The following is an 18652-nucleotide window of genomic DNA, read 5'->3' on the forward strand; positions in this document are numbered from 1 at the left end:
CCGCGCCATATTCTTTCCCTGGGAAACTATCCTTGTATGTTGACCGCTGGGCAGGTATAATAAAAGTATAATTGCAAGAATATTCTGATTACTATAAGGGGCGTGTGGCAGTGAAAAAATTTTTGTTATTCAAAGGCCAACAAACCGATGTGGCCGAGATATTAAAGCAGGTAAACCCTTTTAGCTGTTTGGATACCGACACCCTAAATACCCTGGTAGAAAATGTGGAGGTAAAGCAATTCCACTCCGGGGAATACGTTTATCGCCAGGGAGATGATTCCCTGCAGTCTTTGTTTGTGGTGGTCAGTGGTTTAGCTGAAATCAGTATTCTGGACGAACAGAGCAGGGAGACGGTTGTTGCCACCCGCAAGCCCAGGGATTTTTTTGGCGAGACCGCTTTTTTATCCGATGACCCCTACATTGCCTCGGTAAGGGCAGTGGAGGATCTCACGCTGCTCAAACTGCCCTTTGATATTTTTGAAAACATCCTCAGCCGCCACCCCGAATTCTCCAGCCAGTTTAGTAAAATCCTCACCGCCAGAATGCGGTTGATTTACCATATCCAGATGTCTGGAGCATCGTCGGGCTACGTTATAGACCAGCCCATGCACAAACGGGTGGCTGATTTAATGTCCGCTCCCGTTATTACCTGCCTGTCCGGCAATGAGATAACGGATTTGGCCCGCACCATGACCTCCAGAAACGTTTCCTCTATTATAGTTACCGACCAGGATGAAAAACCCATCGGTATCATCACTGAAAAAGACCTGGTAAAAAAAGTGGTGGCAGCAGGCTGCTTTGTAAAATCACTAAAAGCAGAGGATATTATGAGTGAGAACCTGCTGACGGTAAAATCCGATGCTTTTTATTACGAAGCGCTGTTAACCATGGTGGAGCACAGCATTAAACATCTGGTGGTCACTGCAAAGGACAAAGCCATCGGCATGATTACAATCCGGGACATGATTGAGTCCCGCGGCACCGCAGCGCTCAAGGTTGCCAAAAACATAGAACTGCAGGATACCATCGAAGATTTGGCTCGCACCGGTGAAAAAACCGATGCGGTACTGGAAGGCCTGGTGGTGGAAAACGCCAGCAGCAAGGAAATCCTGCAGCTTATTACCCAACTCTTTGACCGACTTACCCGCAAGGTAATCCGCATCTGTGAGCAAGAGATGATAGATGAGGGCTACGGCCCCCCGCCGGTGGCCTACAGTTGGATATCCATGGGCAGCAGCGGGCGCCAGGAACAGTTTGTCAAAACCGATCAGGATAACGGTATTATTTATGAAAACGTGCCGGCGGAAAAACAAGAGGAAGTGGCCGCCTATTTTCTCCGTCTGGGAGAAAAAGTGGTGGACGGCCTGCACCGCTGCGGGTTTGCTTTATGCCCCGGCAATGTCATGGCCTCCAACCCCATGTGGTGCCGTTCCCTGCGGGACTGGATGAAAGTCATCACCAAATGGGTTAATGTAATGGACCCGGAAAACGTCAGGTTGATGACCATTTTCCTGGATTTCCGCCACATCTCCGGAGAAAAGAAAGTTTGTGACAAGCTGTGGAAGTATGTTATCAATAAATTCCAGGAATCTCCCAGTGTCCTGCATTTTCTGGCCCAAGATGACCTTAGCCACCGGGTACCCCTGAACTTCTTTAAGCAAATTATTGCTGAGAAGACAGGGGAGAAGCAGGGCCTGGTTAACCTGAAAGCATCGGCCAGTGTTCATCTGGTGGATTGCCTGCGCATTTTTGCCCTCAGGGAAAAAATTACCGCCACCAATACTTTGGAACGTTTAGATGCTCTGGCCAAACGCAATGTGTTCTCCCCCGACAACGCCGAATCCCTGACCTCGGCGTATGAAACGCTAATGTCTTTTCGCATCTGGCAGAGTCTTTTGCAGCTTAACGCCGGCCAGGAGCCGGATAATTACATCGATCCCAACCAACTGACCAAAAGAGAAAAGGCGGCCTTGCGCGAAGCCTTTATCGTGATAGACCGTCTGCAAAACCTGACCAGCCACGCCTTTAAAGCGTACAATTAACGTAAGCAAATATTAATATCTAAATTTTCAGAAAATTATTGCAATATTCGTCAGGATGTGCTATATTAATAGCAACATAGCAAGTCCCTACACTTCACATTGAGTGTCAAGAAGCAACCAGTTTCTTGTTAGAGGCTGTGCCCCTCCCTGCACAGTTCTCTCACCTTTCAAAACCGCGGCAGAGACCGCGGTTTCTTTCATTGTAAAGAATTTTTCACCAAGAATATAAAAAAATTTCTACCGCATACTACTACTGAAAAACACACCACAAAAAGAAAGGGGTTTTGAGATTGGCTCAGATTAACCAGCAGGAGTTAGAGAACCTGCGCCATCTAATCGGTGCCCATGAAACAGGTGCTCAGAAGCTTGAAAGCTATGCGCAGCAGTGTACAGATCCCGAGTTTCAGCAAATGTTCCAGCAATCTGCCAACAGTGCCCGTCAGACAAAACAGAAGTTAATGCAATTTTTAAGCTAAACAAAAGGGAGGGAATTAAGTGCAAGATAAAGATATGGTAAATGATGTCCTATCGCAAATTAACGCCAGCCTAGGTAACTACGCCAAAGCAATTTCCGAATGCTCTAATCCCCAGCTAAGGCAAGCGCTGCAGCAAATCAGGGACTCAGATGAGCAGTTCCAGTTCCAACTGGCGCAGAAAGCCACTCAAAAAGGTTTCTATCAGCCGGCCCAACAAGCCAACGACCAAATGGTACAACAATACAAGAATCAGCTTAACCAACCAAGCTAAATCAAAAGCACGCCAGGTTTTCAAGCCGGCGTGCTTTAACTATCTCAGAGACCAAGCCATTCCATCTTCATCGGTTGCAAAATACTCATCATTCTCCTTGCAAAAATAAGCCCAATAACCGCTGTAATTTAGAGAGGGGGAGACCGCCAGGATTTTTTTTCTCCCCACCACCTGATTTGCCCTGTACCTGGGCGGCCGCGCCAACTGTAACGGTTGCTCTGCGGGAAAGGGCATATTAGCTTCAGACATGGCCCCACCATGCATACGCACAATATCCTGCACAATCTGTTCTGTCTCATTCAAACACTGTCGATCACAATCCAAATCGGCAATCCGGTATAACTCCAAATGAAACTGGTCCCGGCACTCATACCAGATTCCACTGCCGTCATGTTCACTAAACTTGATAAAATAATGCCAAACACTGTCTGCATCGGGACAGTCCCCCACAGCAAGCACTTCAATCTTTCTGGCTCCGTCATCAAACTGCTGACCAACAGTAAACTTAGGCGGTCTGTGGATCTCTGTTTCCATAAAGTCCGGCATCTCATCAACATACCGGGTAGACTTCTCTCCAATTCTTATCTCTTCGTACAGCTTTTTTAACTGTTCCAGCTTACTTAGTATCGGCCTTTTTTCATGTTCCTCAAGTAATCGTTCTGCTTTGGCTAGATCCTGCTCCAACTCCGGCCCGTATTCCTCTAATAATTCCCTGATATCCTCAGCAGGCCCAGCGGGGCATGAAAAAGCAAGGGAGTTAAAAAGTACACCGGGAAACTCCTTTGTTTCCACCAGAGTATGCTCCTGAAAAGCCAGGATGGTCTTTATGGTATACCCCCAGCCCTCCCGCAAGTATTTCCGGGCATTTTGCTCCAGTTTCTCAAACAAAGCTTCAACATGCCCGTTATGAATAACTTCGGTACCCTCTTCAGCAAAGATATTCACCTGATTATTGCCCGGCCGCTCCAAAATCTCATGTAAAACTCTTAACTTCCTGCGCAAATTTATTGGCACCACATCCGGATTCAGCGATTCCCTGTCACCCACCCGAATAATGGGATTATGCTTTTTTAATAATGGCAAATATACTTCAACGGTATAATAGCTGTACAGGAAGCCAAAGAGTTTCATATCCATGAGCATCACCCTTTCCATATACACTCCTGTTTTCAAACTTTCCACTTCAGGAAAAAAACTCCTGCTGTACAGTGGTTACTGCAAATACTCATTCTAAATGTTAGCAAAACCAAGATAATGGAAGGCCACCTATATGTACCATTTTTAAAAAGCATAAAGTCTGGCTGGTAGCCAAAAATAAAAAAAAGGAGAGGAACTAAACTAACTAAAGATGAAAATCAGAGACAGGATAATATTAGGCATGGTTGCCGGGCTAGCTGGGAATGTAATTAAAACTGCATCGGATGAATTTATGCTCAGTAAAAAGCTGTCAAAAAGGTCATTTCGCTCCACCGCCGCAGGTGTCTGGGTATCAAAAGAAAAAGAGGCTACAAATGTTAACGGACAGTTGTTGGGCCTACTCTTTGATTTTGGCCTGGGATCAATAGGAGGTATAGGAACCACCTATCTTCTATCTAAAACAGGCCGTGACCATGTAATTCCCAAAGGAGTTCTGGCTGGAATAACCGTTGGCTCCACAATAACTGCCTTACTTAGCGTTTTCCCAAACAATAAAGTAAAACCCAAAGATGCGGCAAGTAATTTAGCATACATGTTCAGCCACGCCCTTTATGGCATAACTACCACAGCACTGGTGGCTAAAATGGGCCATGCTTCACTGTTTGATCCTAAGCCCCTAAATAATTATCTCCAACCCACAGAGTATACATCAGAGGAAATCAGGGACACAGCTGCACTACGACAATCACAGGAAAGGGAAAGTGCCATGTATCATTAAAGGCACTTTTTTTTGTTGCACAAACAGAGAGGGAAACGTACTGCAAGCCAAGAATTAATAGGTAATTATTGCTATTTATCTGGGACACAAGCATGTCTTGCCCGTAGGGTATAATCTTTACCACATCTTCATAAGGGGGATTTCCATGAACATCCTGTTAAAAACCCTGGCCCAAATCTGCCGGACCCATAAAATCCAGGAAAAACTTTTGCTCTGCAATACTCTCTCCACCGGCCATCAACTCCTGGAGAGCCTGAGCAAAGAGAATGTGCCCTGGCTAAACCTGCGTCCCGTCACACCCTTGGAACTGGCCACAGAACAGGCCAAACCCATGCTACTTACCAAAAACATAACCATTCCCACCGAAGGACAACTCCTGTTCCTCTTAGAAGAAATCCTCCAACAAATGCGGGCTAACTCCCAACTCCAATATTTTGCCGAACTACATAACCAAAACTCCCTGACCCGAGTACTCTACCCTACCATCAAAGAACTACGCCTCACCGGCATCACTGCTTCCCAACTAAACGAATCATCCTTTGTGGACCCCTGTAAAGGCCAGGAAATAATCACAGTCCTTACTCTCTGGGAAGAAAAACTATCCTCCCTAAACTGGGCTGATGCCGCCACCATCTATAACATAGCCCTTCAAACCAAAACAAACAGCAGTCCTTACTACCTTATTCCCGAAGACCTGGATCTATCACCGCTGGAGCTGACCTTTGTCAAACACCTGACATCCCACAAGCAAATTATCCTCCCTCAGGACCCAGTCCTAAACCATTCTCACAGCCATACTTTTACCACACCACAACCTACTCCCCAAAGCCCCCTGTCCTGGCTCTTTGACCCCCAAAACTCACCGCAACCCCCGGAGCTTACCATCCTGCGTGCTTACGGTCAGACAAACGAAATCCGTCAGGTTCTGCGCCATCTGCAACAAGAAAACATCCCCTTAGATAACGCCGTAGTCTGCCACACCAGCACCAAATATATTCCCCTGATCTTAACCATCACAGCCAGCCAAAACATACCGGTAACCTTTGCCGAAGGTATTCCCTTAGGCTTTACCCGGCCGGGCCGCTTCACCCTGCAGTTAATCCGCTGGATAGAAGAGCGCTACACTTCTTTAATCCTTCACCAACTGATGACCAGCGGCGACATGCGTCTGACCTCAGCCACCACACAAGCCCGTCTGCTGCGCCAGGCAAACATCGGTTGGGAGCGCAGCCGCTACATACCCTGCACAGAATCGCTTCATCAATCCATCCTGCAAAAAGCAACCGCAGCCACCAATGAAGGAAACGACCCCTACGCCCAATATCTCCACCAACAAGCCGAGCATGTATCTACACTAAAACAAACCCTAACCCAAATCTTCTCCCGCATCCCCGACGCCACCGACGGTAACGTCAGCTTCCCTAAGCTTTGCCGGGGAATCTCCCAGACCACCTCCACCTACGCCCGCATCAGCTCCCCCACAGACGGCCTGGCACTGGCCGCCATCCAGGACACCCTCACCGAAGCAGCCCACGCCTTCAGCGGCACACTCCCTTTGCGCGAAGCACTGCGCCGCCTGCATCAGGTCCTGGATACTCTCCACACCGCCGCCTCACCCCCTAAACCGGGCCACCTACACATCACCGGCCTAAACCAGGCAGCCTTTACCCACCGCCCGGTAACCTTCATGGTGGGCCTGGACGCCAACTTCCCAGGCTCCGGCCTGCAGGATCCGGTCCTTCTAGACCAGGAAAGAGAGCAGATCCACCCGGAATTATCCCTTCTGACCCACGAACCTGCCAAAAGACAATACCGCCTGGCCCGCTACCTGTCTTCTCGCCGCGGCCAAATCATCCTCAGCTACCCATCCTACGATACAGTAGAAGGCCGCCATACTTCCCCCGCCGCCATCCTTTTGCAGGCCCACCGCCTGCAAACCAACAACCCCACCGCCGACTACTCCGCTCTACAAGAATCACTCACCACACCGGCCGGCTTTCTGGCCCCATCACCGGACCAATTCACCACCCTGGAAGAATGGTGGTTAACAACCACGCTTAAAAATCTCTCTGCCCACAACATTAACACGGTAACAGCCTGTTATCCCCACATTGCCTCCGGATTAGAAGCCCACCAACACAGAGCAGGCACCGACTTTACCCCTTATGACGGCAGGGTAGACCCGGATTTGGACCGCGATCCCCGCATTTCCCAAACCCTGACCCTGTCTGCCACCCAATTTGAAAACCTGGCCAACTGTCCTTTCGGCTACTTTCTGCGCTACGTACTGCGCATCCAACCACCGGAGGATGCAGAGTACGATCCCGGCACCTGGCTGGACCCCTTAACCCGCGGCTCCTTACTCCACGACATCTACTGCACCTACCTGCGCCAAACACACAACCCGGATAACCCCCAGCCTCCCAACAAACAAACACTGCTATCCATAGCCGAAGACCTCATCAATCAAACCAAACAAACCCTGCCGCCGCCCAGCGACATGGTCTTTGAGCACGAGAAAGAAGAGCTCCTCCGCGGCCTGGAAGTCTTCTGGCGCGTAGAAGAGTCCGCCCAGACCAAGCCCGCCTTCTTTGAAGTGCCCTTTGGTTTTGGCCAACAGGAAGCAGAAGAAGCGGGACTGGGCCTCTCCGAGCCGGTTACCGTCACCCTGTCCGACGGCAAAGAAATCCGCATCCGCGGCCGCATCGACCGCATCGACTACGGCACCGCAGAGAACCTCTACCAGGTCTGGGACTTTAAAACCGGCAGCACCTACGGCTACGAAGAACAGGCAGTATTTAAGCAGGGCCGCCAGATCCAACACGCCCTCTATGCCTTTGCCGCCGAAGCCATCCTCAAACAGTCCGGCACAGACCACAACGCAAAAGTGGAAGCCTCCGGCTACCTGTTTCCCACAGACAAAGGGGAAGGCCAGCGCTTTGCCCGCCTGCAGGCCAACCGCCACCAGATCCTGGAGCTTCTCAGCCAAGGACTGGACATTGTGGCCACCGGCACATTTTGTGCCACCGATGACCAGAACCGCTGCACTTTCTGTGATTTTAAAATTGTCTGCAGACACCCACAAGCAAGCATACAAGCCAAAGAGAAAAAAGAGCATCCCGATCTGGATGCCTGGAGGGGGTTAGAAGACTATGAATAGGGTACAACTCCAAGATGAACAGGCCCGCCAGGCCATTAAAACCCGCTTAACTGAAACCTTCCTGGTGGAGGCGGGTGCAGGCTCAGGTAAAACCACCAGCCTGGTCCAACGCATGACCGCCTTAATTTCTACCGGTCAATGCCAAATGGAAAACATGGCCGCCGTCACTTTCACCCGCAAAGCCGCCGGTGAGCTGCGGGAGCGCTTTCAGGAAAAGCTGGAAAAGGAGTACCAAAGCACAACGGACCCCACCACCAAACAAACCCTGGAAACAGCTCTTTCCCAGCTGGACCGCGCCTTTATAGGCACCATCCATTCCTTTTGTTCCCGGCTTTTGCGCGAGCGCCCGGTGGAAGCGGGCATGTCCCCGGACTTTACCGAAATTGAAGGACTGGAAGAGAAGATCCTGGCCCAGACCGCCTGGGAGGAGTACCTCCTGGAAGTGCGTTTTACCCAACCCCAACTCTTAAAACAAATCCGCCAAATAGATGTCTCACCCCAGGACCTAAAAGAAGCCTACCACCAGCTAACCCTCTATCCCGATGTGGAACTGGCCACAACTTCCGCATCATACCCCGACTTTGCCCCGGCCCGCAAATCCCTAAACGATCTCTTGCTCTTAGCCGAAACAGCACTACCGCTAAATCCCCCTGATGGAGGCTGGGACCAACTCCAGCGCCTGTTGCGCCAGGCTCTGCGCTGGCGACGCTTTTTTGACTTAAGTGATGACCGCAACCTGATTCGCCTGCTGTCCAAACTAAACAAAAAGAAAAAAGTAGTGCAAAAAAAATGGCTCACCAAAGAGACCGCCAAACAAATCCAGGCCTTTTTCGATCATTTCCGGGAAAGCGACATCCAGCCCACCCTCCGCCAGTGGTGGGAATACCGTTATCCCCATCTCTTGGAATTCCTCTTGCCCGCCGTAGCCCATTTCCAAACCGTGCGCCAAAGGGAAAACCAGGTCAACTTCCAGGACCTTTTAATGCGCACCGCCGCACTGCTAAAAAACAACAGTGAAGTGCGCGGCTATTTCCAAAACCGCTACACCCATCTGTTAGTAGACGAATTCCAGGATACCGACCCCATCCAGGCTGAAATCATGATGTTTCTCACCGGTTGTGACCTCACTGAAACCGACTGGACCAAAATCTCGCCTAAACCCGGCGCCCTCTTTGTGGTGGGGGACCCTAAACAGTCCATCTACCGCTTTCGCCGCGCCGACATCGACACCTACAACCGGGTTAAAGACCTGATAAAAAAAGCAAACGGTGAAGTATTACACCTCACCGCCAATTTCCGCTCCCTTACTGAAATCATTGACTGGGTCAATCCGGTCTTTGATGACCTCCTGACCCAATCGGTTGCTCCATACCAGGCAGACGCCGTTCCCATGCAGCCCGTCCGTAAAAACCACCCGGACAACACCGGCGGAATCTTTAAAATTGAAATCCCCGGTATCACCTACCACAAACAGGAAACCATCGTCTCAGAAGACGCCGCCCGCATCGCCGCCTGGATACGCACTTGCCTGGACGGAAACGTAACCCTGACCCGCACCGCCGAGGAAGAACAGGCAGGCCTGTCTGCCACACCATCACCAAACGATTTCTTAATCCTGGTGCGCTATAAAGACTACATGTCTCTCTACGCCCGCGCCTTAGAAGAGTACAACATCCCGTTTTCCCTCTCCGGCGCCAGCGACATCGCCGCTTCCCGGGAACTACAGGAATTACATCTCCTTCTACAAGCCCTGGCCGACCCGGACAACCCGGTGCCTCTGGTGGCCACGCTCCGCGGCCTGTTCTTTGGCGTAAGCGATGAGGACCTCTACCGGCTAAAGAAAGCAAACGGCCGTTTCTGTTTACTTTCCCCAATCCCCGACGACCCCACAGTAGAAAGCTTCATCCCCATCTGGGAAAAACTCCAACAATACCGCGCCTGGACCCGCGAGTTGCCGCCCAGCAGTGCCATTGAAAACATCATTTCCGACCTGGGCTTAATTCCCTATGCCTTGGCCGGCAGCATGGGCAAAGGCCGCACCGGCTATATTCTCCAGCTCCTGGAGCTAATCCGCAGCCGCGAACAAAACGGCCAAACCACCTTCCCCGCCACCGTAGATTTTATCAGTGAGCTATTGGAAGCGGGCATGGAAGAGGAGCTGGACGTGGAAGCGGGCATCGCCCCGGCGGTGCGCATCATGAACCTGCACAAAGCAAAAGGGCTGGAAGCACCGGTAGTCTTTCTGGCTAACCCCGGAAAAACGGTCACCCGCGAACCAAACCTCCACGTCTCCCGCACATCAGGAACCCCAAAGGGCTACCTGCAAATCAGCAAACGGGAAAACTACGCTTCCGAAATATTTGCCCAACCCACCAACTGGGAAGTACACCAAGCCGAAGAAACCCTCTACCAACAGGCAGAGGAAGCACGCCTGCTCTATGTTGCCGCCACCCGCGCCAAAAACATCCTCATCATCAGCACCTACCCGGCCAAAGCAGACAAAAGCCCCTGGCACCCTTTGGAAGAATTCATGGAAAGCATCCCAACCCTGGACATCCCCCAAGTGCAACTGCCTGCAAAAGAAGAACCGCAAACCCAGATCACACCGGAAACCCTCCAAGCCGTAAACCAACAAATCCAGGAAAACATTGCCCGGGTAATTACCCCCACCTATACCCGCTGCACGGTAACGGACCTAACCAAAGACGCCCAAGCTCCCGAACGCCGGCACACCGGCCGCGGTATGAGCTGGGGTAACGTAATCCACAATGCTCTAGAAGCCCTGGTTAAGTACGAAAACATAGACCTGGAAGCCCTGATTCCCCAATTACTGCAGCAGGAAGGACGCGCTGAAGATGAAAAAGAAGAAGTGCTTACACTTCTTCAAGAAATAACAGAAACACCATTTTGGCAGCGCGTGCAAAGCGCCTCCGAAAAGCACACCGAAATACCTTTTGGCATCTACGAAAATGACCACTACCTCACCGGCACCATTGATCTGGCCTTCCGCGAAGCAGAAGGCTGGGTCCTGGTAGACTACAAAACCGACACAGTCCGCGACGATGTCCACCGCCAGGAATTAGTCAACTACTACACCCCGCAGCTAAAAGAATACGCCAAAAGGTGGGAAGAGATGACGGGGGAGAGGGTAAAAGCTAAAGGTATTCTGCTGATAGATGAAATGTTTTATGCATCTATATAGGATTAGGCTGTTGACTTGAACTGAAATGTTTTTGCTCTTCCTGTTTTTCCCTGATATAATTATGGTAACTGGAGGTGGGTTTATGTCGGAAATGCTGAAATTAGATGACAAACTCTTGGCCTTGCGTGAACTGTTTCCTGCACTACCCCATGTGCAAACAGTATTTTTATTCGGCTCCTACGGTACAGAGTATCAAACGCCTCTCAGTGATATTGATTTTGCCGTCTACTTTAATAAAAAGGTATCTGTTGACGATGAAGCAGATCTGCTAAGTAAGCTTTCAATCGCTTTGGACACAGACAGGGTGGACTTGGTAAATCTGAATAAAGCACCATTATCGCTTCAGTTTAATGTAATTTCCGAAGGTAAAATCATCTATGAACGCGACTATATTGCAACCTGTGATTTTATAGAGAAAGTTATAAAATATTACCAGGATTATGCCATCACCCTTCACAAGTTTAATCGGGTTTATGATCAGTCCTTTAGGGAGGCGTACCGGGATGGTGAATAAAGACGTGCTACGCAAAAAAGTTCAATACATTGAAGCCAATCTCGAGAAGCTGGCTTACCTAAAGCAACTGTCGTCACAGGAGTTTATTGAAGACTTTCGTAATATAGAAACAGCAAAGCACCTGTTACAGGTTTCCATTGAAGCAATGTTGGACATCTCCAACCATATCATTGCCAGAAATCGCTGGGGCACTCCTGATAAAAGCGCTGATTCCATCAGGTTGTTACGGGAAAAAGGATATTTCTCAGAAGCAGAAGAAGAACTGTTTACTAAAATGATTAAGTTTCGCAACAGAGTTGTAGATCTCTATCACGACATCAATGAAAAGGAAGTATACAAGATACTACAGGAAAATCTACAGGATTTTTCCCGCTTTCTTAAATCAATAGCCAAAAACAATTTTAGCAATCCGCAAAAATAGACGGACCATTTTTCCCTATAAGTATTCAGAAGAGCTCGATTAGTTTTCCAGTAGCCTAACTTTATAAGCTCCGTGAATCTGTGCCGGATAGCTCTCGGCAACACCGCCTGTGTAATAAATCTCGACCCGCATTCCGCTTTCTATATCCCCAACAGATATTTCTCTGCCTTGAGCATCCACCAGTTCCGCCTCACCGACGTAAACAAAAATACGGTCCGCAGAGCTTAATTCAGCAGAGCCCTCATCAGGTTCCACCAATAATGAAGTGTCCTCATTCTCAAGCACTGTGGCGGTAAAATCAGTGCCTTCAATAAATCGATTGCACCCTGCCACCATGATAAAAATCGCCACACAGATAACCAAAACACAAATTTTCTTCATAGAAACACCCCCTGGTTTATTGGACTAAATATATTTTAAGTTTGTTCCAGGCCTCTGTGGATACATTACTCCATAGAGCCTGTAAGGTAGCATGCTATTTCAGAAGGACGATTAAGCGGGATACAAAATTGCATAATAATCGTACCATGGGCGGGTCATTTGTTAACCAGCTCATTTTCTGTAATTGTGGACTTTTGGCCGCCATAAGTTTTTCCCTTTTTGTGTTGTTTTTACTATTCTACCGGCAATGAGTCCTTTAGCTTGCATCTTGTTAACTTATATTGACAAGAGTTAATAATAGTTGTAAACTGAAAGCAACTGGGGGGTGAGTTTTTATGGATTCCCGAGAGCTTATTACAGCTCAGGAGTTAGCCGATTCTTTAAGGCTTTCTGTAGATACAATCTGGAGATATACCCGGGAAAAAAGAATTCCTTATGTGGAGATTGGTCAAAGGCAGTACCGGTATAATAAACAGAGTGTGCTAAAAGCGTTGTCGGGAGAAGATTTTTGTGCTCTTGCCAAGGAAGAATCAGCTCCCTACCAGGACAAAAAGAAACTAACCTATGCAGATTATGCAAAACTCCCAGAAGAGCCTGGCTATCGCCATGAGATTATAGACGGAGTACTCTTGCGCGATCCTTCTCCGACCTTTCACCACCAACGTGTTTCCAGACGGCTGCAGCGAATACTGGAAGATTACTTTTTCAAGGTGGATCCAAAGGGCGAAGTTTTTGATGCCCCGCTCGATCTTTCCTTAGCCGAGTATACTGTGGTACAACCTGATTTATTATACCTGCCGGGCAGCAGGCCTCCCCAAAATAACCCGATAGATGTTGTTCCGGAGTTGGTTGTGGAAGTTATTTCACCTTCTACCGGCAAAAAGGATCGGGTCCTAAAACTGAACCACTATCAGGCAGCGGGAATCCTTCATTATTGGATTGTAGATCCGGAAGAAGGCATTATAGAGGCTTATGAATTGCGGGAGGGACATTATGTGTCCATGGTCAGAGCTCACACAGGCACTTTCTCTCACCCAAGTTTCACAGGGCTTTCTTTTGATATTGAAACGCTGTTTAGCAAACCAAGCTGAAGAACGAAGCTGCTTAACTCACGGGTCACGTTTTTCTTCGGTTCATAATGCTCAAAATAAAGGAATGATAAGTCCTGAATAGAAATTAAATAATATCAACTTATCTGTAAATACCGCCTGACTCTGCCTGCATACTGCAAAAGAGCGGGCGGTATTTGTAAATGTGCAGGCCATCACCCAAAAATGGCCGAAGCAGATGAACTTTGAATTTCAGGGAGTGATCAAATGACCATCAGTATGATTCATTGCGGAGACATTCATTTAGGCTTTGATCAATATAACAGCGAAGAAAGATTTCATGACTTTCACCGCTCATTTTTAAATATCGTAGACTATGCCATAGAAAACAGGGTGGATTATTTTGTTATCGCCGGTGATTTCTTTAATAAGCGCAGTATTAATCCCAGAACGCTAAGTCAGGCCATTGACGGATTAAACAGACTCAGAAAAAAAGAAATTCGGGTAATTGCCATTGAGGGAAACCACGATAAAGCTCCCTACGGCCAGGGAGATTCCTGGATGGATTTTTTAAACCAACAAGAATACTTTTACCTGCTAAACCCTCGCTTTGACCAGGGAGATCTTGTTTTGGAGGCATATGAACAAAAACAGGGTGGAAGCCTGGTGGCATTTCCCGGGATTAGGTTTGTGGGCCTTGGTTATCAGGGTTCTATGACCGCCCGCAGGCTCTCTGAGCTTAATGAGCAGCTGGAAAAATCAGAAGAGGTTACTATCTTACTACTGCATTCAGCCGTCAATAACCTGCTGCATCTTGGCGGCATAAAATATGAAGATATTGCGCTATTAAAAGAAAAAATAGATTATGTGGCCATGGGCCATATCCATCAGCGCTACGAACTAGACCACTGGATCTATAATCCCGGCAGTCCGGAGTGCTGGGATGTGGGAGAAGGCGCTAAGGAAAAAGGTTTTTACCATGTTGTTTTTGCCGATGGCCAAAAAAATGTAACCTTTGTTCCCAGTTTAAAGCGCCCCGTTCATTCCTTGGCCGTTAATGTTTCCGGGTGTGAAGAGTTAGATGAAGTTTACGCTCTTTGTGATGAAGAAGTGGACAAGCTGGATATAAAAGAAGACAGCCGCCCCATTGTCCAGCTGATAATTAAAGGCTATACCCCTTTTAATCCCCTGGCCATTGATACTAAGCTGTTGGAAGAAAAAATAGCCAACACCCTGGACTGCCTGATTGTGGAAGTGGTAAATAACGCTGTGATGAAAGGCAGCCACCACGCCACCTCCGATGGCCCTGAAATGAATCGGGATGATTTGGAACGGGAAGTGTTGCGCGGCCTCTTTATGGAAAAAGGTAATCTGTCCCCCTGGGTAGATGAGCTGGTGGATCTCTCCCGAAACGTTAAGGAACTCATCCTAAAAGAGGCAGATGAGCAGTCCGTCTCTGCTCTTGTTGAAAGTCTGGCAGAAAAAATTGTGGCAGAGGATTTGGTTCAGGATTGTGAAGAACAAGTGGCTGCTGCAATGGAATCCAATGATGAGGGAAGTGAAGCGTAATGAAAATATATGAACTTCACTTAAAAAACTGCAAATGTTATGAGGATGAGACCATCAACTTTCAGGAGGGTCTAAACTTTATTTCCGGTGTAAACGGAGCGGGAAAGACCACCATCATTGAGGCCATCGGACTGGTTCTGTTTAACTTTTTACCCTACAATGCCAAACAATTTGTCCGGGACGGCAAAAAGAGCGGCGAAATCCAGGCTCTCATCGAAGCAAAGGATGAAAGGCTCTACAGGATCATCCGTAAGTTCAACAAAACCACAAAAACCTTGAAATGGGAAGTCTATGATGAAGAAACAAACACTTGCCTTGATGAACTCCACGGCAGTGATGACGTTTCCCGCTGGATAAAAGAGAGCATCGGCATAGATCCGGAAGATAGCCTGGAAAAGATTTTTGAGCAGGTAATCGCTGTTAATCAGGGGCTTTTTGCCGCGCCCTTTTTAGAAACCAACGCAAACCGCAAAAGGATTTTTGATGAGATCCTAAAAGTTGCCGGCTACCGTGAAGCCTTTGAAAAAAGCAGATCCCTGAAAAGCTATATTGAAGGAGAAGAAAAGGAACTAAAAGCCATAACAGAGCACCTGGAAGAAGAAATAAAAGACATTCCCACAATCCAAGAAGAAATCACTAAAAACCAGCAGGAATATGAAAAACAAACCCAAAACTATGCGGCAGCGCAACAAAAAAAGCAGCAACTGGAACAAAAAGACACAGAGTGGACCAAGTTAAAGGAAACAATAGATGCCCGGCAAAATGAGAAAAACCTTTTAGAGCAGACACTTATCTCCCTAAAAGAAAAAATGGACTCCTTAGACAAACAAAAAAAAGAAGCAAAAAAGGCACGGGATATCCTGGCAGAGACAAAAGAGGCCTATCTGCGCTACCAGAATAACCAGCAAGATCTAAGAGGGTGGGAAGAAAAGAAAAAGCAAAGGGATGCCCTAAAAGAAGATCTGGACAAAGCTGCAAAAGATCATTCCACCGAAGAAAAAGGTATTGAGGTAGAGACAAAAAACAATGAGCTAAGAGCCCAAGAGCTGCAAGACAAGCTTAAAGCCTTGCAAACTAAAGAATCCGCCACAGCCCAAAGTTTGCAGGCAATTGAAGACGACCTTAAGCGGGTAATGTCCTGGGAAACCAGAGAAGTATCCCGGTTTTTTGATCCTTGGCAAACCTGGTTTAATAACAACAGCAGTTTAATGGCAGATGCACACTACGCCCTACAGTCGGTGGAGGAATTAACTGCTGAAATTAAGGAAATTCAAAACGAGATTCAAGATTTGCCCCAAAAGGAAGAAGACCTTTCTTTGCTTGTAACTTCAATTGCCAAGGGAGAAGAGTTATTGCAAAAGAAATCCTCCCTGATAGCAAGAAAAGAGGCCCTTGTCCAAAATGAGACCCACTTAGCTGCAGGGCGCTGCCCAATTATCCAGGAGGCCTGCCCCAGCCAAAAAGTAGCCGGGGATTTAAGCAGCTATTTTGCCAACGAACTAAAAGAAATTGAAGAAGGGCTAGCCCAGCTAACCGAGCAGCTGGCTCAACATGAAAAACAAAAAGTGAAACATGATGAGCTAAAGGACCAGCTCACATTGGCCAGAAATCAAAAAAGCACAATGGAGAAAAAAGAAAAACTCCAGGAAGAAAAAACAGAAGAACTGCGCCGGTTAGTAAAAAAGGTCTCCCTCAAAGAAGCACTGGATTTAATAAAAACCGGGCAAAGAGAATACCTGGCATTAGAACAACTGGTTAATGAAATAAACCTCTGGCTCTCTGCTAAAGACTTTATCACAGTAGAGCCCTTTAATTATCAGCCGCTACATTGCCAGGCCATTTTAGACCTGCTTACAGAAATAGAAAGAGCGGGCCTGGATGATGCCGGACAAATCAGAGACTGGCTAACAAAATGGGACCAGCTGGAGGCAGGTTCCCAAAAGTGGCTGGAACAAGCCCAGGAACAGGTTAAAGAATATCAAAAATGGCTAAGCGATATTTTGCAGGCTGTAAGATTAAAAGAGCAGGAGATTAAGCAGCAGCACGAATTCTGCTTAAACGAAATAAAAGACTACCAGAACCAAGAGCAGCACCTAAAGGATAAGAATGCCGAATTGGAAACCAGAAGAGAAAACCTGAAATTACTTCAAAAAGAGATAGATAAGCTAACGGATAGCCTGGCGCAATTTTCCCAGGTGGAAGATAAAGTAGATTCCCTGAAAAAAGCCCTGGAAAACGACCAAAAATCCTACGACTTATATAATGAAAACAAGCAGGCCTCAGAGCGATTGGAAATAATCGAGCAGGAGATAAAAGAATGCCAAGCCACAGTCAGTGAAACTAACCAAAAAATTGAAGCCCTGCAAGCAGAACTAAATGAGCTGCTAAGCCACTATGACTCAGCAAAGCATCAGGACATCAAAGATGAGCTAAAAAAAGCAAGCGAACAGGTAACGGAACTCAAAGTTTACCTTGAGCAAATTAAAAAAGACGCCAAGCGCCTAAAAGAGCAATTAGATGAGTTATTAAAGAAGAAATCACAATGGGAGCAAAACAGATATAAACTCCTGGTCAAGAATAAAACCAGGGAACTGGCCCAAACCATCAGAGAGACCATAAAAGATGCGGCGGACCCTGTGGCCCACGTCTACCGCCAGTACCTGTCCGCCGAGGCCAATGAAATCTACCGGCATGTTTCCAACGAAAATGTTCAGGTTGAGTGGGCCTCAGAGTATGAACTGCAGCTTAAAGATAACTTCCATGCCAAAGAAAGAGTTCGCGTCTTTAAACAACTCTCCGGCGGCGAGCAAATGACCGCAGCATTAGCGGTCAGGCTTGCCCTGATGAAGATGCTCTCCGATGTGAAGTTGGGCTTCTTTGATGAGCCAACAACAAACCTGGATTCTTCCAGACGCCAAAACCTGGCCATGGCCATTCAAAAGTCCACCAAAGGATTTGAGCAGCTCTTTGTTATCAGCCATGACGACGCTTTTGATACCCTCACAGAAAACACAATATCCCTGGAAAAAGACGAGGGCACCGGCACCGGAGTTAAGATGTACTAAAGACTCCTAAACTGTGGAGGAGGGATACAGCATGGAGGTTTTTGCAGAATACTTAGCTCGTATTGATAACCCGCAGCACCGGGCCCGGATGGAGGAAGTTTTAAGGTGGGTAACTAAGAAATTTCCTCAGCTAAGACCAAAAATTGCCTGGAATCAGCCTATGTTCACCGATCATGGCACATTTATTATCGGCTTTAGTGTAGCCAAATATCATTTGGCTGTGGCCCCTGAAAGGGCGGGGATTAATCATTTCTCTGATGAGATTGTGAAGGCCGGCTATGATCACACCAAGGAGTTGATACGTATCAAGTGGGACAACTCTGTTGATTTTTCATTACTTGAGAAGATCCGTTTTAATATTTTGGATAAGGCAGACTGTTCAACTTTTTGGCGGAAATAGAAGAAACCGCCGGTCATTTGACCGGCGGTTTCTTCTATGGACGGACAGTGCTTCTTATCTTTGCTGCGATAAACGGATTACAATCCTGGGGTCAGTTTCTCACAGTCCACCCATTAACCCTATTGAGTTTCACATCATGAAAGATTCGTATGAATAATGAAATATTTCTTTCTGCTACCTATCATTC

General features: G+C 47.6%; 14 protein-coding genes. 12 read left to right on the forward strand and 2 right to left on the reverse strand.

Annotation, left to right across the window (positions count from 1 at the left end):
- Positions 1 to 110 precede the first annotated feature (110 nt).
- The 3 genes from DEALDRAFT_RS01715 (at position 111) to DEALDRAFT_RS01725 (ending at position 2789) form a co-directional block, all read left to right on the forward strand.
- Positions 111 to 2042 carry a DUF294 nucleotidyltransferase-like domain-containing protein gene (locus DEALDRAFT_RS01715; RefSeq protein ID WP_040378260.1) on the forward strand — a complete coding sequence of 644 codons (1932 nt, stop codon included), beginning with the start codon at positions 111 to 113 and terminating at the stop codon, positions 2040 to 2042.
- 290 nt (positions 2043 to 2332) lie between these two features.
- Positions 2333 to 2518, forward strand: a complete 186-nt coding sequence (locus DEALDRAFT_RS01720) for a hypothetical protein (protein ID WP_008514267.1) — start codon at positions 2333 to 2335, stop codon at positions 2516 to 2518.
- Positions 2519 to 2537: 19 nt separating this feature from the next.
- The gene (locus DEALDRAFT_RS01725; RefSeq protein WP_008514269.1) at positions 2538 to 2789 is read left to right on the forward strand and encodes a spore coat protein; all 252 of its coding nucleotides are present in this window, start codon (positions 2538 to 2540) and stop codon (positions 2787 to 2789) included.
- Positions 2790 to 2828: 39 nt separating this feature from the next.
- Here the strand turns inward: DEALDRAFT_RS01725 and DEALDRAFT_RS01730 are convergent, their stop codons facing one another.
- Entirely contained in the window at positions 2829 to 3971 is a 1143-nt protein-coding gene (locus tag DEALDRAFT_RS01730; protein ID WP_040378261.1) for a hypothetical protein, read from the reverse strand.
- A gap of 247 nt (positions 3972 to 4218) precedes the next feature.
- Between DEALDRAFT_RS01730 and DEALDRAFT_RS01735 the strand changes: the two genes are divergently transcribed.
- The 5 genes from DEALDRAFT_RS01735 (at position 4219) to hepT (ending at position 12001) form a co-directional block, all read left to right on the forward strand.
- Positions 4219 to 4704, forward strand: coding sequence for a hypothetical protein (locus DEALDRAFT_RS01735; RefSeq protein ID WP_243441120.1), 486 nt, complete (start codon positions 4219 to 4221; stop codon positions 4702 to 4704).
- Positions 4705 to 4849: 145 nt separating this feature from the next.
- On the forward strand, positions 4850 to 7864 hold the full coding sequence (locus DEALDRAFT_RS01740; protein WP_008514273.1) for a PD-(D/E)XK nuclease family protein: 3015 nt from the start codon (positions 4850 to 4852) through the stop codon (positions 7862 to 7864).
- Positions 7857 to 11066, forward strand: coding sequence for a UvrD-helicase domain-containing protein (locus tag DEALDRAFT_RS01745; protein WP_008514274.1), 3210 nt, complete (start codon positions 7857 to 7859; stop codon positions 11064 to 11066). Before DEALDRAFT_RS01740 ends, DEALDRAFT_RS01745 begins: the two co-directional genes overlap by 8 nt.
- 82 nt (positions 11067 to 11148) lie before the next feature.
- Complete coding sequence (gene mntA, locus DEALDRAFT_RS01750; protein ID WP_008514275.1) at positions 11149 to 11580, forward strand: type VII toxin-antitoxin system MntA family adenylyltransferase antitoxin; 432 nt, start codon at positions 11149 to 11151, stop codon at positions 11578 to 11580.
- Positions 11570 to 12001, forward strand: a complete 432-nt coding sequence (hepT, locus tag DEALDRAFT_RS01755; RefSeq protein ID WP_008514276.1) for a type VII toxin-antitoxin system HepT family RNase toxin — start codon at positions 11570 to 11572, stop codon at positions 11999 to 12001. The genes mntA and hepT overlap by 11 nt, the downstream gene beginning before the upstream one ends.
- A gap of 39 nt (positions 12002 to 12040) precedes the next feature.
- Here the strand turns inward: hepT and DEALDRAFT_RS01760 are convergent, their stop codons facing one another.
- Positions 12041 to 12382, reverse strand: coding sequence for a DUF3221 domain-containing protein (locus tag DEALDRAFT_RS01760; RefSeq protein ID WP_008514277.1), 342 nt, complete (start codon positions 12380 to 12382; stop codon positions 12041 to 12043).
- Between the two features lie 335 nt (positions 12383 to 12717).
- Here DEALDRAFT_RS01760 and DEALDRAFT_RS01765 point away from each other — a divergent pair, with 335 nt between their 5' ends.
- The 4 genes from DEALDRAFT_RS01765 to DEALDRAFT_RS01780 all read left to right on the forward strand — a co-directional run bounded on the left by DEALDRAFT_RS01765 (position 12718) and on the right by DEALDRAFT_RS01780 (position 18465).
- The gene (locus DEALDRAFT_RS01765) at positions 12718 to 13473 is read left to right on the forward strand and encodes a Uma2 family endonuclease (protein ID WP_008514278.1); all 756 of its coding nucleotides are present in this window, start codon (positions 12718 to 12720) and stop codon (positions 13471 to 13473) included.
- A 225-nt stretch (positions 13474 to 13698) separates the two neighbouring features.
- The gene (locus tag DEALDRAFT_RS01770) at positions 13699 to 15000 is read left to right on the forward strand and encodes a metallophosphoesterase family protein (protein ID WP_008514279.1); all 1302 of its coding nucleotides are present in this window, start codon (positions 13699 to 13701) and stop codon (positions 14998 to 15000) included.
- Positions 15000 to 18065, forward strand: coding sequence for an AAA family ATPase (locus DEALDRAFT_RS01775; protein ID WP_008514280.1), 3066 nt, complete (start codon positions 15000 to 15002; stop codon positions 18063 to 18065). The genes DEALDRAFT_RS01770 and DEALDRAFT_RS01775 overlap by 1 nt, the downstream gene beginning before the upstream one ends.
- A gap of 31 nt (positions 18066 to 18096) precedes the next feature.
- Positions 18097 to 18465: an iron chaperone gene (locus tag DEALDRAFT_RS01780; protein ID WP_008514281.1), complete on the forward strand. Its 369-nt coding sequence runs from the start codon at positions 18097 to 18099 to the stop codon at positions 18463 to 18465.
- The last annotated feature ends 187 nt before the right edge of the window (positions 18466 to 18652 follow it).

The organism is Dethiobacter alkaliphilus AHT 1 (assembly GCF_000174415.1).
GTDB lineage: Bacteria > Bacillota > Dethiobacteria > Dethiobacterales > Dethiobacteraceae > Dethiobacter > Dethiobacter alkaliphilus.

Bases quoted from the DNA above. Each gene is read 5' to 3' on its own strand.
- DEALDRAFT_RS01765 (WP_008514278.1), top strand. From the start codon at position 12,718: ATGGATTCCCGAGAGCTTATTACAGCTCAGGAGTTAGCCGATTCTTTA.
- DEALDRAFT_RS01780 (WP_008514281.1), top strand. From the start codon at position 18,097: ATGGAGGTTTTTGCAGAATACTTAGCTCGTATTGATAACCCGCAGCAC.
- DEALDRAFT_RS01775 (WP_008514280.1), top strand. From the start codon at position 15,000: ATGAAAATATATGAACTTCACTTAAAAAACTGCAAATGTTATGAGGAT.
- DEALDRAFT_RS01760 (WP_008514277.1), bottom strand. From the start codon at position 12,382: ATGAAGAAAATTTGTGTTTTGGTTATCTGTGTGGCGATTTTTATCATG.
- DEALDRAFT_RS01745 (WP_008514274.1), top strand. From the start codon at position 7,857: ATGAATAGGGTACAACTCCAAGATGAACAGGCCCGCCAGGCCATTAAA.
- DEALDRAFT_RS01735 (WP_243441120.1), top strand. From the start codon at position 4,219: ATGCTCAGTAAAAAGCTGTCAAAAAGGTCATTTCGCTCCACCGCCGCA.
- DEALDRAFT_RS01740 (WP_008514273.1), top strand. From the start codon at position 4,850: ATGAACATCCTGTTAAAAACCCTGGCCCAAATCTGCCGGACCCATAAA.
- mntA (WP_008514275.1), top strand. From the start codon at position 11,149: ATGTCGGAAATGCTGAAATTAGATGACAAACTCTTGGCCTTGCGTGAA.
- hepT (WP_008514276.1), top strand. From the start codon at position 11,570: ATGGTGAATAAAGACGTGCTACGCAAAAAAGTTCAATACATTGAAGCC.
- DEALDRAFT_RS01770 (WP_008514279.1), top strand. From the start codon at position 13,699: ATGACCATCAGTATGATTCATTGCGGAGACATTCATTTAGGCTTTGAT.